Origin of the sequence: Marinilabilia salmonicolor JCM 21150 (assembly GCF_000259075.1) — a bacterium.
GTDB classification, from domain to species: domain Bacteria; phylum Bacteroidota; class Bacteroidia; order Bacteroidales; family Marinilabiliaceae; genus Marinilabilia; species Marinilabilia salmonicolor.
The window spans coordinates 98,083-113,588 of sequence record NZ_AJKI01000022.1; the positions used below are offsets into that span (position 1 = coordinate 98,083).

The window sequence follows — 15,506 nt, forward strand, 5'->3', positions numbered from 1 at the left end:
TCCAAACTTTACAGGACTCGTTTCATACTGCCCGAACTTTGGAATCTACTTGATTTCTGCATGATACTCCTGTAGAGACTTCACTTTGTAATCCCCTTTGAGCCGCTCACGAATTCCTTCAGTGGCAGCCAATGCAGCAGAAGTGGTGGTAATGTAAGGAATATTAAACTTTATTGCATTCTTGCGGATGTATGAATCATCGTATTCACTCTCCTTGCCTTCCGGAGTATTTACAACCAGCTGAATTTCTCCGTTTTTAATGGCATCCACAATATTGGGGCGTCCTTCATGTACTTTTTTGATTTCTTTCGAATCAATACCATGCTCCTTCAGAAAAGCAGCAGTTCCTTTTGTTGCAAGAATACCAAAATTCATATCCCGGAAATTCTTTGCAACCTCTACAATTTTGTCTTTGTCACGGTTTCCCACAGTAATTAGTACATTACCTTCAATTGGCAGTCCTGATTTGGTAGCTTCCTGAGATTTAAAAAAGGCCATTCCATAATTCTCTGCCAGTCCGAGAACCTCACCGGTAGAACGCATTTCAGGTCCCAATAACGGATCCACTTCGGCAAACATGTTAAACGGAAAAACGGCCTCTTTTACCCCGTAGTGCTTAAAAACTTTCTCTTTGAGCGCAAATGATTTCAGGTCTTTACCCAGCAACAAATCAGTGGCGATGGGCACCATTGAGACCCCACAAACCTTGGACACCAAAGGAACCGTACGCGATGCGCGGGGATTGGCTTCGATTATGTAAACCGTATCATCATAAATGGCGTACTGAATATTCATCAATCCCTTCACATTCATCTCCAATGCAATACGACGGGTATATTCTTTCATCGTGTCGATGTGCTTCTGAGGAATCACTACAGGCGGAATAACACAAGCCGAATCACCCGAATGAATACCGGCATATTCGATGTGTTGCATTACCGCAGGCACAAAAGCTTCTGTTCCATCAGATATGGCATCAGCTTCCGCCTCGATGGCGTCTTCCAGAAACTTATCAATCAACAACGGACGGTCAGGAGAGACAATGGTGGCTGTTTTAACATATTGCTCCAGCATCTCTTCGTCAAGAATGATGCGCATGGCACGTCCCCCCAATACATACGAAGGACGAATCATCAAAGGATATCCGATGCGGTCAGCTATTTTTAGCGCTTCGTCCAGCGAACTGGCCATACCCGACTCAGGTTGTGGAATTTCCAGTTTCTCCATAATCTGACGGAACTGGTCCCGGTCTTCGGCCAAATCAATTGTATGCGGAGAGGTACCCAGGATCTTCACTCCTGCTTCTTCCAATTCTTTGGCCAGGTTCAGCGGAGTCTGACCCCCAAACTGCACAATCACACCTTCGGGCTGCTCCTGCTCATAGATGCTCAATACATCCTCAGCAGTCAGTGGCTCAAAATAAAGCTTATCTGACGTATCGAAATCGGTGGAAACTGTCTCCGGGTTACAATTCACCATAATAGACTCGTAGCCGGCATCCTTGAGCGCAAAAGCTGCATGTACACAACAATAATCGAACTCAATACCCTGACCAATGCGGTTTGGGCCTCCACCCAGCACCATAATTTTTTTCTTATCGCTGGTTTTTACTTTGTTGGGGGCATTGTAGGTCGAGTAGTAATAAGCGGCATCTTCCTCGACACCACTGACAGGAACAGGCTCCCAGGCCTCGTTCAGCCCGAGTTTTTTACGCCTGTCACGGATTTCCTTCTCCGCAATTCCAAGCAACTGCGCCAAATATTTATCAGCAAAGCCATCCTTCTTAGCCTCCATAAAAACCTCATCAGGCAGCTCTTTCCCTTTGAACGACAATATTTTTTCTTCCAGTTCAACCAGTTCTTTCATTTGCGTGATGAACCATCGGTTGATGTAGGTCTTTTCAAACAATTCATCCACCCCGGCACCCTTGCGAAGAGCCTCATACATGATAAACTGCCGCTCGCTGGTGGCCACATTGAGCATTAGCATCAGTTCATCAAGGGATTTTTCGTTAAAATCTTTTGCAAACCCCAGTCCATAGCGGTCAATTTCCAACGAACGTATGGCTTTATGAAATGCCTCTTTATAAGTTTTACCAATACTCATCACCTCACCTACGGCTTGCATCTGTGTGCCCAGTTTATCGGTGAGCCCATCGAATTTTTCAAAGGCCCATTTGGCAAACTTCACCACCACATAATCACCACCTGGAGTATATTTTTCCAGCGAACCATCGCGCCAGTAGGGAATCTCATCAAGCGTTAATCCACCTGCCAGCAAAGCAGAAACATAGGCAATAGGAAATCCTGTTGCTTTACTGGCCAGGGCCGATGAGCGCGAAGTACGCGGGTTAATTTCTATAACCACGACCCTGTCCGTCACCGGATCGTGTGCAAACTGCACATTGGTTCCGCCAATCACTCCAATATCAGATACAATACGGTAGGCATATTCCTGAAGACGCTGTTGCAGCTCTTCAGAAATAGTCAGCATAGGTGCTGTACAAAACGAGTCACCAGTGTGCACTCCGATGGCATCCACATTTTCGATAAAGCAGACAGTAATCATCTGGTTTTTGGAATCACGAACTACTTCCAGCTCCAGCTCCTCCCAGCCCAGAACCGATTCTTCCACCAGAATCTGATTCACCATACTGGCCGCAATACCACGAGCAGCCACAGTTCGCAGCTCCTCAAGGTTATAAACCAATCCTCCACCGGTTCCCCCCATGGTATAGGCAGGACGAATTACCACCGGATATCCAAGCTCTGCAGCAAAAGCTTCGGCATCTTCCACGGTCTCCACCGCCTTACTTTTCGGCATGTCGATGCCAAGAGAAACCATAGAGTTCTTAAACTCTGTACGATCTTCACCCTTTTCAATGGCTTTCAGGTTCACCCCGATGACCTCCACATTGTATTGATCAAGAATCCCTTTATTGGCCAGCGTCAAAGAAAGGTTCAAGGCTGTTTGTCCTCCCAGATTGGGCAACAACGCATCGGGACGCTCCTTTTCTATAATTTTAGTCAGTGCAAATTCATTCAAAGGCTCGATATAGGTTACATCGGCAGTGGAAGGATCCGTCATGATGGTTGCCGGGTTTGAATTGACCAATACAATTTCATACCCCAGTGATTTCAGTGCTTTACAAGCCTGAGTGCCCGAATAATCAAATTCACAAGCCTGACCAATAATAATGGGTCCTGACCCGATAATTAACACTTTGTGGATGTCGTTTCGTTTAGCCATAATTTATATTTGAGTCATTTTGGTTACCAGTTTCTGACAACTTTCTTCAAATTGCACTAAAAAAATAACAAATAGTTAATTTTTATTCCACAAAAATATAATTTATTAATCGGAGAGGAGGTGTTTTTCTCTTTTTTTTGGTATTCCATTTTCCTGCTTCTTTATTTACACTCCCAAAACTGGTACCATGAATTGTCTTTTTGAAATTGCTTAATTTTTGCAAAAAAAGCCCTCTTATCCTGGTCTATTCATAAGTTTTCGTTATGAGATGCTCAAATACCAATAAATAATGGCAACCGCAAAGAAAATTGATGAAGGGAATAACGAAACGAGCAAGTTTGCGAGTTCAATACGACCATAATAAACAAATTTTAAACGGATAAATAATTCAGGTTAGAACAATTAAATCTCATTCACCGCCTCTTTTTGTTTCAATTAAAACCACTCCGTTGGCTCCGCGACTTCCATAAATAGATGATCCCGCATCCTTGATTACATCTATACTGGCCACATGGCAGGGGCTTATATGTGAAATGGATCTAACAACAACCCCATCCACAACATACAAGGCACAGCTCGATAGATTCAGAGAACTGGTCCCCCGAATAACTACTTCTGCATTCTGGCCACCTCCCCGGACTTCAACCCCCGGAAGCCGTCCGCGGATAAGCTCAAAAATATCCGAATAATTGCAGAAGTCCTCATTTTCGGGGCCCATGTGAGAAATGGAATTAATCAATTCATTTTCATCCACATACCCATATCCAACTGCCCGCTTTTTATTTTCCGGTGTTGGAATAAAGTTAACATGAACAAAAACAGAATCTATAATTTTTTCATTTATTCGAACCCGCTCATTTCGAAATACTTTTCCCTTAAAAAGCAAAACATCTTTTTCTTTGGTGACGATACTGAAACGCCCAAGAGAATCTGTACTGATTCCGGCTCCACTCTTTTTGGCATGAACTTCAAAATTGGCCACGGGCAGATTATCCAAAGTCGTTACCTGTCCTTCTATAATTCTGGTCTGGGCATTGGTCGAAAATCCAGCCAGAATAACAAAGAGTAGGATACTAAAAAAATAAGTCTTCATAACGTTTCTCCTTATAATTTAAAAATCAGGGTTAATTCAGCTACAATTGTTAGATCAACAATAATGAAAGTGGTTTAACCGTCAAAAGTGAATGATCTTCAAACATTAGACAATGATATAAATAAAAACCCTTACTCCTGATTCAGATATCTTCTGAAATGATTAAAAATCCTGCAATACCCCTATTAATTGGGAGCATTCAAATATTGGAATATTTACCTCCAATATTCACATATCGCACACTAACAACTCCTTACAAGGATCATCCCACCCTTGAAGTCAATGAATTAATACCTTTCAAAACCCCATTTAATGGGGATTGATGCTTATGAACTCCTCCCCTAATTTTGTCTTCCGAAACAATAACACATTGTATTGAAGCTGCACAATCCACAAATATCAAATGAAACCAACATGGTTTCCGGAAGGCAAATTTTCCTTAAACACAATTGGTTTGTAGAACAGAAAGTCAATTACCCGTTGATTTTCTTGCTGCTTTCAGTGCTTACATCCTATTCGTCAGCTCAACAATTCCATTCAATTTCAGGAACAATTCTGGAAAAAGCATCCAACAACCCTATACAATATGTTGCAGTAGGACTAAAAGAATTAAACCGCTGGCAATATTCGAATAACAACGGAGAATTCACTTTTCAAAATATTCCTACAGGAAAGTACACTTTGGTGGCACATTGTCTGGGCTACACTCCGTTTGAGACAAGCATTGACCTTCAGACTAACCGGACACAAACGATAATGCTCCAGAGGTTGGATCTCAGAATTCAGGAGGTCATTGTTACAGCTACTGAAAAAACCAACGAGCCGGGCACTTCCGTCATCAATCGTCAGGCCATGCAGCATCTGCAACCATCCGGATTTGGTGATTTGCTGGAATTGCTACCCGGATACCGCTGGGAAAAGCAAAATTTGTCGGAAATCAACTCCATAAAACTGAGACAGGCCGGTGATGATCTCAATACGGCCTACGGAACATCCTTTTATGTGGACGGCATGCCTCTCAGCAGTGATGCATCCATGCAGGGCAACAATTTAGCGGAATCCGGTCTCAAGCTGAAAAACCGCATCAACGTAGCCAATGGCATTGATATGCGACAGGTTCCTACGGATGACATTGAGCAAGTCGAGATTGTACGCGGTATTCCCTCTGCCAAACAGGGCAACCTCTCCACCGGGGCTGTCATCATCAAACGAAAATGGGGCGAATCGCCTCTGTCGGCAAGGGCCAAAACAGATCTGGAGAACAAAGTTTTTGCCATCAGCAAAGGGATCAACATGGGTAATCACAAAGGGATTCTTAATCTTGGTACTGAACTTCTGCATTACAAAGATGATCCCAGAAGTCTTCTACAAACTTACCTCCGGAATCAGTCCTCACTGCGTTACTCCAACCACTACTCCATTGGCCAAAGCACCTTATCTGTGAAAACAGGGCTGGACTATCTTTTGACGATCGATAAAGACAAGGAAGATCCGGAACTGAATTATGGAATGAAAGATGAGTACCGGGCAGAGCGTTCCCAAATGGATTTTAGCTTACAGAGCGATCTGCACATTCCAGGAGACGTCAGCAAAAATTTAGAGTTCAGAATAAAAGCAAGTCACACCCAAAACACACTTACGCGCAACAGACTGGTTGCCCTGACAGGCCCCCAACCAATTCCGGCTTCTATGGAAGAAGGGAAATATTACGCCGAATATCTGCCATCAAGATATGAAGCATCTTTTGAACGGGATGACCAACCTTTTCAGTTCTTTGCTTCGCTGGATTTTTCATTAAGCGGAAAGGAGCATAACCTAACCCATCAGTTCAGTAGCGGTGTGGATTGGCAAACGCTCAAAAATTTCGGCAAAGGAGACATCTTTGATGCGTCACGTCCGGTATTCCCCACCAAAGGAGGAAGGCCCTATGATTTCAGTACGGTTCCTGCCATGCACACCCTCTCCTTTTATGCGGAAGAAGAGTTGAATTTCAACATGGGAGAACATTACTTAAAAGTACGTCCCGGCATCAGAATACAGATGCTTCCCGGCATCAGCAAGGATTTTGATATGCAGGGGAAAGCGTACACCGACCTGCGTGGACATATTGGTTATACCCTCCCAATGTTTCAGGTGGCCGGGCAGCAGGTCAAGCTCACCCTTCATGCCGCAATGGGAGAAATGACGCGAATGCCTGCGCTGGCAATGCTCTATCCACAAAAAGAGTATTTCGACATAGTGGAGCTGAACTATTATTCCCAAACGCCCGAACTGCGCCAACTGTATGTGATGACTGAAATTGAGGATCGTACCAATTACAGCATTCGACCGGTCAGAAATCTGAAAAAAGAAATCGGGCTGAATGCAAAAATCGGCAAAACCAAAGTGATGTTTTCGCTCTTCGATGAATATTTGAATGATGGTACCCTGTCGGCTGCAAACTTTGTATCCTACACTTACAATTATTACGATCCGGCATCTGTATCCTCCGAAAATCTGACTGCTCCACCTGCCATCGATCTCTTTTCGGCAGAAGAAAAAAGTCGGTTATTCCAATACAGACAACATGTAAACGGCTCTGAACTGCACAAGCAGGGATTGGAATACCAAATCATATCGCCAAAAATCAGGGCACTCAACACACGCATTACCATCAGCGGTGCCTGGTTCAAAACGCGGTATCACATTTCTCTGCCCGAATACGAAAGACGCTCCATTGTTTACCAGGGAACAGAATATCCTTATGTGGGCATATTTGCAGTGGATGATTCAGAAAGCGAAAAAAAGGAATTGTTCAACACCAATTTACGATTTGACACCCACCTGCCGCAACACCGGCTGCTGCTAACGCTGGCGTTGCAAACTACCTGGTATCAGAAACAACAATATCTCCCTTACGATGGAACTCCGGTAGCATATATGGACAACAAAGGCAATATTTATCCTTACACAGAAGCTGATCAGGAGGATCCGTTATTGAAACTGCTGACACGCACTTTTACCACTTATCATTTCGATGAACTGAAAAAACCCATCGATATGGGGGTAAACATCAAAGTCAGTAAAGAAATCGGGGATCATCTGACATTCGCCTTTTTTGTGAACCGGCTGATCAACTACCTGCCCGATTACAAACTCAGAACAGGTGCCACCTACATCAGAAGTAAACAACCCTATTTCGGAATGGAACTCAAGTTTAATATCTAATTTAACACATATCATGAAGTACATCAATTTACTTTTTGCAATGTCCGTGCTGCTGCTTGCTGCATCCTGCGACGACGATGAAACAGTTCCCATGTCGGAACTTACGTTAACGGTTACCCTGCCTCAGGAAATGGGTGACGATGTCAATCCCGAAGGACTGGCAGTAACACTCTCCAATACGACCAACGGAAATGAAACAACCGGAACAGTTGATGAAACAGGAATCTACACCGCTACTGTGGAAGAAGGAGTGTACAACATTCTTGTCAACGGAGAGAAAAACTATATCTCTCAAATTGGCGATGACCAGTTTGAACAAACAGTGACACTTACCGGACTGACAGAAAACATCAGTGTTTCAGGAACCGCCTTCGAATCAGAAATCGGTCTTTTTATTGCACCTGCCAGTGAGAGTTGGGTGTTCAAAGAGTTGTATGTCACCGGTTCACAAACACCCGAAGGCAGAAGTTATTACAAAGACAAATACTTTGAAATCTACAACAATAGTGATGAAGTTTTGTATGCTGACGGAATCTCCATTGGAGAGTCGGATCATACCTCCTCATCAGACCTTAATATCTGGGCCGATATGATTGACGAATACTTTGTAACACAGCTGATTTACACCATTCCGGGAGATGGCTCTACCTATCCTGTTCAGCCCGGCGAAAGTATTGTTTTGGCCGATGTAGCCATTGACCATACAGTTGACAATGCCAATTCCGTTGATTTATCGGGTGCCGATTTTGAGTGGTATGATGATCATATTCTGGATGTAGATGTTCCTGAAGTACCCAATCTGGTCAAAAACTTTAGTTATTCAAAGTCTATCTGGACGCCTCACAATAGAGGGTTTAAATCGTATGTCATTTTCAGACCGGAGGACTCCATGGATGATTATATGGAAAATAGCCTGATTGAAAAACAAACTGCCAACGGAAGTACCTCCATTCGCTACAGAATACCCAACAGTTCCATTTTGGATGCTGTAGAAATGGGAACTCCCTCCGACTTTCTCAGCAAGGGACTCTCTGCTGCTTTGGACCTGAGCTACATCAACTGTGGGGATGGCGACAATGCCAGATATGGCAAGGTGGTGCGACGAAAAGTTCAGTCGGTTCAGGATGGACGCATCATTTACATGGACACCAACAACTCAGCGGTGGACTTTCTCAGCACTGTTGCTCCCAAACCAGGCATCATAGAAGAATAAAAAACCTGAGGGATACTTATCAAAGCTAATGATTCAGAGATTTTTCATAACATTTGTTTTTATCGTTTGTCACGTGGCCATGCAGGGAGCCGATACTTTATCAGTCTCCAGGCGTGCCCACCTGTGGCAATCCGATAAACAAATTATCATCCGGCTGGCCCAAAACCAGCCGGCCCTCAAACAATTCTTTCCACTGGATAAATACACAGAAATATCAGTAAATACAACACTTCAAAACAACAATTCTCTTCACTACCATCATCAGGGAGATAGACACCAAATACTGGCAGGAGAAGTTGTGGGATACCATAAAAAAGATAGAAATACGCTCTTTGGCACAGCAGCCTACCTCCGTGGAAAAGAGAAAAACATCCGTTGGTCACAGGTAGAGGATGTGCATCGACTGGGACCATATATAATAGCAGACAGTACTATCGGTACACGTGACTACGAGACCTACCTTTTATCGGGCGGGCTGTCGCACCAAACCACAGCAGGAACACTCGGCCTTTCCGCAAGCTACCGGGCTCAAAGCAGTTACCGAACCCGGGATCCGCGAAGTTACTCCATCATCTCCGACTTTAAATTCACTGCCGGTTGGGCACTTCCTCTCGGCACATCAAATCTGGCAGCCCTCTCTGTTACCTATGGCCGTTACGACCAGGCTCTAAATATCAAATCTTACAAGGAAGGCAGAACCGACCTGATTTATTTCATGTATGGTTATGGGTATTACAACCAGAACCTTTCCGGCTCCTCTGCCAACTATTCCAATGATTACAAAGGCAATAGTTATGCACTTGAATTTCAGCTTCTGCAATTACAGGAAGAGGGATGGTTCCTGAATACCAGATACGCCCAGGAAACCATTGAAGCAGCCTACAGCCACCGTACCCGCGGCAGTTACTCCTCAACTGACCTGCTACTGACAGGCGGATATCAGTGGAAAACACCTGCGCATCAATACCGAATAAGCATGGATGCCAATCATAATATAGGCAAAGGCACAGAATTTTATTATGAAACCTTTATTGTGGATACTATTACTGCAACCACCGAGACGCAGCTGCTGTCAAAAAATCAAAAGTTCCACCGGCAAAACTCCTCGCTCTTCCTTTCAGGTAAAGGATGGATAACGAAGGATCGGTGGACAATCATTCCTGAACTGAAAACCGGTATTCAGCTTCATTCATCTGAGTATAGAACTACTCGCTGGAAAACAGCAATCAATCAACTAATTATTAAACCATCAGTGGGCATTCTGATAAATCACAGACAATCGATAAGCGGACTGAATATCGCCACAGCATGGATGACCAGACCAGCGAGGAGTTACTGGCACCCGAAGATAACCTCATCGTACAACACACCCTGGTACCCGATTTTCAATTCCGGTCTGCAAATAAATTTCACACACAACTGGAAGCCAAACATATACAAACCATGAAAAACCGGAACGCATGGCAAATCAAAGCCGGATGCAGCTTACTCAAGGCCCGTGGGGAAACCGCCACAAAAGTGTGGCTATCTCTAAGTGTAATGCTTTTTTAGCAAGTAGCCTGTAGCCAGTAGTTCGTAATTAGTGCCCGTCTATAAAGTCGGGAAAGTATCTTAGTAATCATGTGTCTGATCAGAAAGTGCCAGTTGCAAAGCCTGCCCCGATTTTTTTTCGGGGGCTTGCCATTCCCGGAAATGCGGAGTCCCGAAGTAGCTTTTGTAAGGTTTTTTGAACAAAAAACCAACAAAAAGCACAATCGGGATGAGTACTTTTCGGACAAGCGTAACGCAGTAAATGATACTTTATGGACAGACCCTAATTAGTAAAGGAAAAATAAAAACAATGGAAAATATTATAGAGTGTAGACATCTCACCCATTATTATGGCGACAGATGCATTTATGAAGACCTGAACTTTGCCATCGCCAAAGGACGGATTGTTGGGTTGTTGGGCAAAAACGGAACCGGCAAAACCACCACCATTAATATCCTGAATGGTTATTTGCAGCCAAAATCGGGTGAGTGTCGCATGTTTGGACAAAAAGCCGGACGACTCAGCCCTTCGGTAAAACAAAAAGTGGCGTTATTGCTCGAAGGGCATGTTCAATATTCATTTATGAACATCGCGCAAATTGAGAAATTCTACGCTTCATTTTATCCGCTTTGGGACAAGGTGCCTTTCTGGGAGCTGATGAACAAACTGAAAATTGCTCCCAAACAGCGCATCTCCAGAATGTCCTGCGGTCAGCGTTCCCAGGTGGCCCTGGGCATTATCCTGGCCCAAAATGCAGATTTGCTGATTCTGGACGATTTTTCCATGGGACTTGACCCGGGATATCGGCGACTATTCGTGGATTACCTGAGTGAATATGCACATGCCGAAGACAAAACTGTATTTGTTACGTCCCACATCATTCAGGATATGGAGCGGCTGATCGATGACTGCATGATTCTGGATTATGGCAAATTATTGCTCCAACAACCCGTTGACAGGTTTCTTGATTCCTTTAAACGCTACCGAATGACCTCCTCCCTTGCTCCAAATTGGGAAAAGATGCCGGTGGTGCACCCCGAAAAAATACGGAACAAAATGGAATTCTATTCCGATGCAGGTAGACAAACCATTGTACAGAATTTGGAGGAACAGGGATTTGAAGCAAGTGATCTGCAGGAAGAATCATTAACGCTGGAAGAAGCCTTCATCGGTCTCACAGGAAAATACTAAAACCATGATAAAAGCACTATTATACAAAGAATGGATTAAAACCCGGTGGTTTATGCTGGCCATCGCCATTGCGGGATTACTGCTACACACCTATATGTTTATGCGTGTGGGTCGCTCCATCCGCCTGGTGGGCGCAGAACACATCTGGGATGTAATTATTACACGCAACCAGTTCCTGTTTTCGGAACTGAAATATCTCCCCTTGCTTAGCGGAGCACTACTGGGATTGTCTCAGTTTATCCCCGAAATCACCAATCGCAGAATAAAACTAACGTTTCACCTGCCGCTGCGTGAGAAAACCATCACCACCTGGATGGTTGGATTTGGTTTTATACTATTGACGGGGCTTTTCCTCGTGCAGTTTGCCGGTCTGTTTACAGGAATGCACCTGTTGTTTGCCCCTGAAATTGTGAACAATGGTGCCCTTACCGTTCTGCCGTGGTATCTAGCAGGTTTGTGGGCTTATATGGCCTGTGTATTTGTAGCAGTTGAACCCACCTGGAGAATGCGAATTCCCAACATGCTCTTATCAACAGGACTTATTCGCATCCTTTTTCTCTCGGATTTCCCGGCGGCTTATGCTCCCATCCCGGTTCTGATGTTTGCGGGGATACTACTGTTCGTGTTGTTTCTATGGCTCTCTGTTTTCCGTCTGAAAGTAGGAAGACAATAATCTCCGGAGCAACAAAAATATTAACATGCAAATCGTAAACGAATGAAGATCATAAAAATACTATTATCCCTCACCACCATTTTCCTATTGGCATGGGTACTGCCCTGGCTATGGAATATCGCCACCGACAAGCCCAATCATTATCCATTTACCTATTACAGCAGTGTGGCCGAAACCTTTGGCATCCGGGAAACCATCAACGAACAAACCACCCTCAAAGATGCCCAAGGAAACACCTATACACAGGCACAGTTCGACAGCATTTTGCCGATGGTCTATTTCCGGCAATTGACACGGGAAGGCAATCTCCCCGACTCATTACAAGGTGTGGAAATGAATCAGAAAATCATTGCCATGAACAATTTCTACTTCCGCTACCGTCCGGCCGATAAAAACAAACCGGTTATCCCCTTATACACACTTTTCGAATCGATGCCCAAAAGAGTGGATTTGGAAATGCCGGGAGACAGATTCCGGCTTACCCGAAAATTGGAGTTTGTGCAACCGGAAACCAACACCATCGACATAGAAAAGAGCAACCAATTTGATGCCGCTCTCCGGGAAAAAGGTTTTCTGGGACCTCCCAAAATCGTTGCCGGTAACCCCACTACCCGGAAAGCTTATGACGAAGGCTATTTCATTGTGGACAGCCAAAACAAACTCTTTCATCTGAAAATGGTCAACGGACGTCCTTATGTGAGCTCTGTTGATCTCCCTGAAAATATAAATCCTGTTTGGATTACAGTAACAGAGTATCCGGCCCGACAGTTTTATGCTTTTCTAATTACAGATGATGGCCGCTTGTTTACCATTTTCACAGGAGGATATGAAGTAAAAGAAATACCGGTTCCCGCTTTCAATCCTGAAAGAGACAACCTCCTGATTATGGGTAACCTTTTTCACTGGAATGTGGAAGTCACTTCGGAAACAGCACAAACTCTTTTTGCCGTGGGTGCATCTGATTACCAGCTGAAAGACAGCATAACTTTTTCTGCACCCGAAGAAAATGAAAAGCTGTACAATATCCTTTTCCCTTTCAGCCTGCGTTTCACATCCGTAAACAATGAATTTGTTAAACCCAGGATAGAATTCACCGGTTTCGGATATCTGATCTCAGCGGTTTTACTACTTTTGGGGTACATTCTTATTCGCCGGTACCAGAAGAAGTCCATACGCTTTTGGACGGCAGCGTTAATTTTCCTTACGGGAACATTTGGGCTGCTGGCATCAATCATTATTGGAAACACTGAAGAAAATTAAATAATTCACCAACTAAACAATCATCAAAATGAAACAGTTATTTTTCCTTTTTGCATCACTCTTTTTATTAACATCCTGCGCCTCATCAGGCAGCAAATCAGACAATAAAGAAACAAAAAACACTACTGAAGCGGCAGAGGCCCCGTCAGTAGATATCTCCAAAGCGGTCAATGTAGCCAGCCTGATGGAAATAGCAGCAGAAAATGTGGACAAAGAAGTGGTCATCAAAGGAGTGGTTACCCACGTTTGTAAACATTCCGGGAAACGCTGTTTCCTCAAAGATGAAAGCAGCGATAACTCCATTCGCGTAGAAGCCAAAGGAGAAATCGGCGGCTTCAATTCAGAACTCAACGGGACACGACTTGTGGTTAAAGGCGTTGTACGTGAAAACCGCCTTTCGGAGGAGTATATCAACCAATGGGAACAGAAAACCATTAACCAGAAAGAGCAGGCTGAAATCAATGAAAACCAATGCAGTGCCGAATTGGCAAACATAAAAGAGATGCGTGACTGGATGACTGCCAACAACAAAAACTTCTATTCAGTTTTTTATGTGGATGGTATCAATTATGAAGTGATAGAATAGGGCGCTGAAAAACGCCTGTTTTATTATCTACTAGAATTTTAAATTATATCAACAAACACTTAAGTGCAAGGTTATTTTATCTCCCAGACGGATTTCTTTGCACTTACTCATACAAACAGCTAATCAAAAGAATAAAATTTACTTCACCGCCCCAAACTCGAAGTATTTCAATACTCCTTCGATTGGGTCGGCTTGTAAATTCTCCTCTTTTGACTTTTTCAGCAGGCCCTAATATAAACAATATGCTGGCAAAAAATAAAGTAAGATTATGGCTGCGTCGCATTCACCGCGACGCAGGCTATTTTGTTGTGGGAATTACTTTGGTATATGCACTTTCGGGATTTTTCCTTCACCACAAGATGGGCGTTAAAACAACAGAAGAAACTGTTCAGCTGTCTCCGGATTTAACGTCTGATGCCCTCAAAAACGCATGGGCTTCCGCAGCCTCTGAAAAAGCCATCACTTACCTGGAAGAACGTTCTGAACAGATTGTATTTTACTTTCCAGGCGGCATGGGTGACTATCAAAAGGCTACCGGTACCACCAATTATGAGACCTATAAAGACCGTCCGCTGGTCCTATTTATGAGTCAGTTGCACGAAAATCAGGTAAAAGGCTGGGGCTTTATTGCAGACATTTATGCCGGTGTTCTGGTATTTCTGGCACTCTCAGGCCTGTTCATGGTTCCCGGAAAGAACGGATTTATGCGCAGAGGTGTCTGGTGGTTTGTGGCCGGAATTGCACTGGTGGTGGTTTTTGCATTTTTGTAAATCTTCGAATAATCCCAAATGCAGTATCCCAATGTGGCAAAGAGCAAACAAATTCTAATAATCAGAAAGCAACCGTCCGAAAAGCAGGATTATGACTTTTCTCTTCCTGGTCGCAAAACAACCAGGAAGAGAGGGGGCGTGGGGATACCTCTAAAGGCGTTGTCCAAAAAGTCCAAAGCACTAAAAAAGTATCATGTTGAGCGTTGTGGAAACATCTGTCTTTCAAACGAACAGATTCTTCGACAAGCTACCAATGACAGTTTTTTTGTAAAAACCAAGTTATCAACAAGTTGACAATTGACCCACATTCGGGGACCTGGTTTCATTTGTTCCAGTTACCCCGGGTTATCCACCCGGGGTTATTCAAATTTGCTCCCTGCGGGGACGCGACAATTCAGTCATATCCGCATTATGACCCAAAATTATTTGGGGTAGCCACTCAGAATGACATAAAAATTGGACTTTTTGGACAGCCTCCTATCTCTCTCAGGCATTCAGCCTGTTTACACCTTACCTACCTCATATATAATATAGGTTAGATCTAAACTATCAGCACAACCATACAGCACGTCTAATATATTAGTGTGCTGTCAAGCTGTATTTTGAAAGAACTTTTGATAGTAAATGCAAAAAACATCATGCCTCCACAGATTAAATCTATATTTTTGCCCTTAGTACATGACAAAACAGTTAAATAATTGAAAATCAATAAAATAACAGTCTAAAAATTTGG

Annotated in this window: 10 protein-coding genes; 8 read left to right on the forward strand and 2 right to left on the reverse strand. The window is 43.7% G+C overall.

The window, feature by feature from the left end; genetic code table 11:
* Nucleotides 1-45: 45 nt before the first annotated feature.
* Nucleotides 46-3,249, reverse strand: coding sequence for a carbamoyl-phosphate synthase large subunit (carB, locus tag W7W_RS0112410; RefSeq protein ID WP_010664065.1), 3,204 nt, complete (start codon nucleotides 3,247-3,249; stop codon nucleotides 46-48).
* Between the two features lie 409 nt (nucleotides 3,250-3,658).
* Nucleotides 3,659-4,342, reverse strand: a complete 684-nt coding sequence (locus W7W_RS0112420) for a TonB-dependent receptor plug domain-containing protein (protein WP_010664066.1) — start codon at nucleotides 4,340-4,342, stop codon at nucleotides 3,659-3,661.
* A 414-nt stretch (nucleotides 4,343-4,756) separates the two neighbouring features.
* On the opposite strand from W7W_RS0112420, the gene W7W_RS0112425 reads away from it, so the two are divergent.
* From W7W_RS0112425 to W7W_RS0112470, 8 genes are all read left to right on the forward strand, one after another.
* On the forward strand, nucleotides 4,757-7,549 hold the full coding sequence (locus W7W_RS0112425; RefSeq protein WP_010664067.1) for a carboxypeptidase-like regulatory domain-containing protein: 2,793 nt from the start codon (nucleotides 4,757-4,759) through the stop codon (nucleotides 7,547-7,549).
* A 13-nt stretch (nucleotides 7,550-7,562) separates the two neighbouring features.
* Nucleotides 7,563-8,762 carry a DUF4876 domain-containing protein gene (locus W7W_RS0112430; protein WP_010664068.1) on the forward strand — a complete coding sequence of 400 codons (1,200 nt, stop codon included), beginning with the start codon at nucleotides 7,563-7,565 and terminating at the stop codon, nucleotides 8,760-8,762.
* A 28-nt stretch (nucleotides 8,763-8,790) separates the two neighbouring features.
* Complete coding sequence (locus W7W_RS0112435) at nucleotides 8,791-10,209, forward strand: DUF6850 family outer membrane beta-barrel protein (protein WP_025007006.1); 1,419 nt, start codon at nucleotides 8,791-8,793, stop codon at nucleotides 10,207-10,209.
* 393 nt (nucleotides 10,210-10,602) lie between these two features.
* Nucleotides 10,603-11,484, forward strand: coding sequence for an ABC transporter ATP-binding protein (locus W7W_RS0112450; RefSeq protein WP_010664070.1), 882 nt, complete (start codon nucleotides 10,603-10,605; stop codon nucleotides 11,482-11,484).
* A 4-nt stretch (nucleotides 11,485-11,488) separates the two neighbouring features.
* The gene (locus tag W7W_RS0112455) at nucleotides 11,489-12,157 is read left to right on the forward strand and encodes a hypothetical protein (RefSeq protein ID WP_010664071.1); all 669 of its coding nucleotides are present in this window, start codon (nucleotides 11,489-11,491) and stop codon (nucleotides 12,155-12,157) included.
* 42 nt (nucleotides 12,158-12,199) lie between these two features.
* A complete protein-coding gene (locus tag W7W_RS22185; RefSeq protein ID WP_010664072.1) occupies nucleotides 12,200-13,417 on the forward strand; it encodes a DUF4857 domain-containing protein in 1,218 nt (405 codons plus the stop codon).
* Between the two features lie 28 nt (nucleotides 13,418-13,445).
* Nucleotides 13,446-14,003 (forward strand): hypothetical protein, encoded by a 558-nt coding sequence (locus W7W_RS0112465; protein ID WP_010664073.1) that lies wholly within the window; start codon nucleotides 13,446-13,448, stop codon nucleotides 14,001-14,003.
* Between the two features lie 242 nt (nucleotides 14,004-14,245).
* Nucleotides 14,246-14,773: a PepSY-associated TM helix domain-containing protein gene (locus W7W_RS0112470; protein ID WP_010664074.1), complete on the forward strand. Its 528-nt coding sequence runs from the start codon at nucleotides 14,246-14,248 to the stop codon at nucleotides 14,771-14,773.
* The last annotated feature ends 733 nt before the right edge of the window (nucleotides 14,774-15,506 follow it).

What these genes read in the sequence shown, in the direction of transcription:
- W7W_RS0112430 (WP_010664068.1), top strand. Translation starts at nt 7,563, where the DNA reads ATGAAGTACATCAATTTACTTTTTGCAATGTCCGTGCTGCTGCTTGCT.
- W7W_RS0112450 (WP_010664070.1), top strand. Translation starts at nt 10,603, where the DNA reads ATGGAAAATATTATAGAGTGTAGACATCTCACCCATTATTATGGCGAC.
- W7W_RS0112435 (WP_025007006.1), top strand. Translation starts at nt 8,791, where the DNA reads ATGATTCAGAGATTTTTCATAACATTTGTTTTTATCGTTTGTCACGTG.
- carB (WP_010664065.1), bottom strand. Translation starts at nt 3,249, where the DNA reads ATGGCTAAACGAAACGACATCCACAAAGTGTTAATTATCGGGTCAGGA.
- W7W_RS0112470 (WP_010664074.1), top strand. Translation starts at nt 14,246, where the DNA reads ATGCTGGCAAAAAATAAAGTAAGATTATGGCTGCGTCGCATTCACCGC.
- W7W_RS22185 (WP_010664072.1), top strand. Translation starts at nt 12,200, where the DNA reads ATGAAGATCATAAAAATACTATTATCCCTCACCACCATTTTCCTATTG.
- W7W_RS0112420 (WP_010664066.1), bottom strand. Translation starts at nt 4,342, where the DNA reads ATGAAGACTTATTTTTTTAGTATCCTACTCTTTGTTATTCTGGCTGGA.
- W7W_RS0112465 (WP_010664073.1), top strand. Translation starts at nt 13,446, where the DNA reads ATGAAACAGTTATTTTTCCTTTTTGCATCACTCTTTTTATTAACATCC.
- W7W_RS0112425 (WP_010664067.1), top strand. Translation starts at nt 4,757, where the DNA reads ATGGTTTCCGGAAGGCAAATTTTCCTTAAACACAATTGGTTTGTAGAA.
- W7W_RS0112455 (WP_010664071.1), top strand. Translation starts at nt 11,489, where the DNA reads ATGATAAAAGCACTATTATACAAAGAATGGATTAAAACCCGGTGGTTT.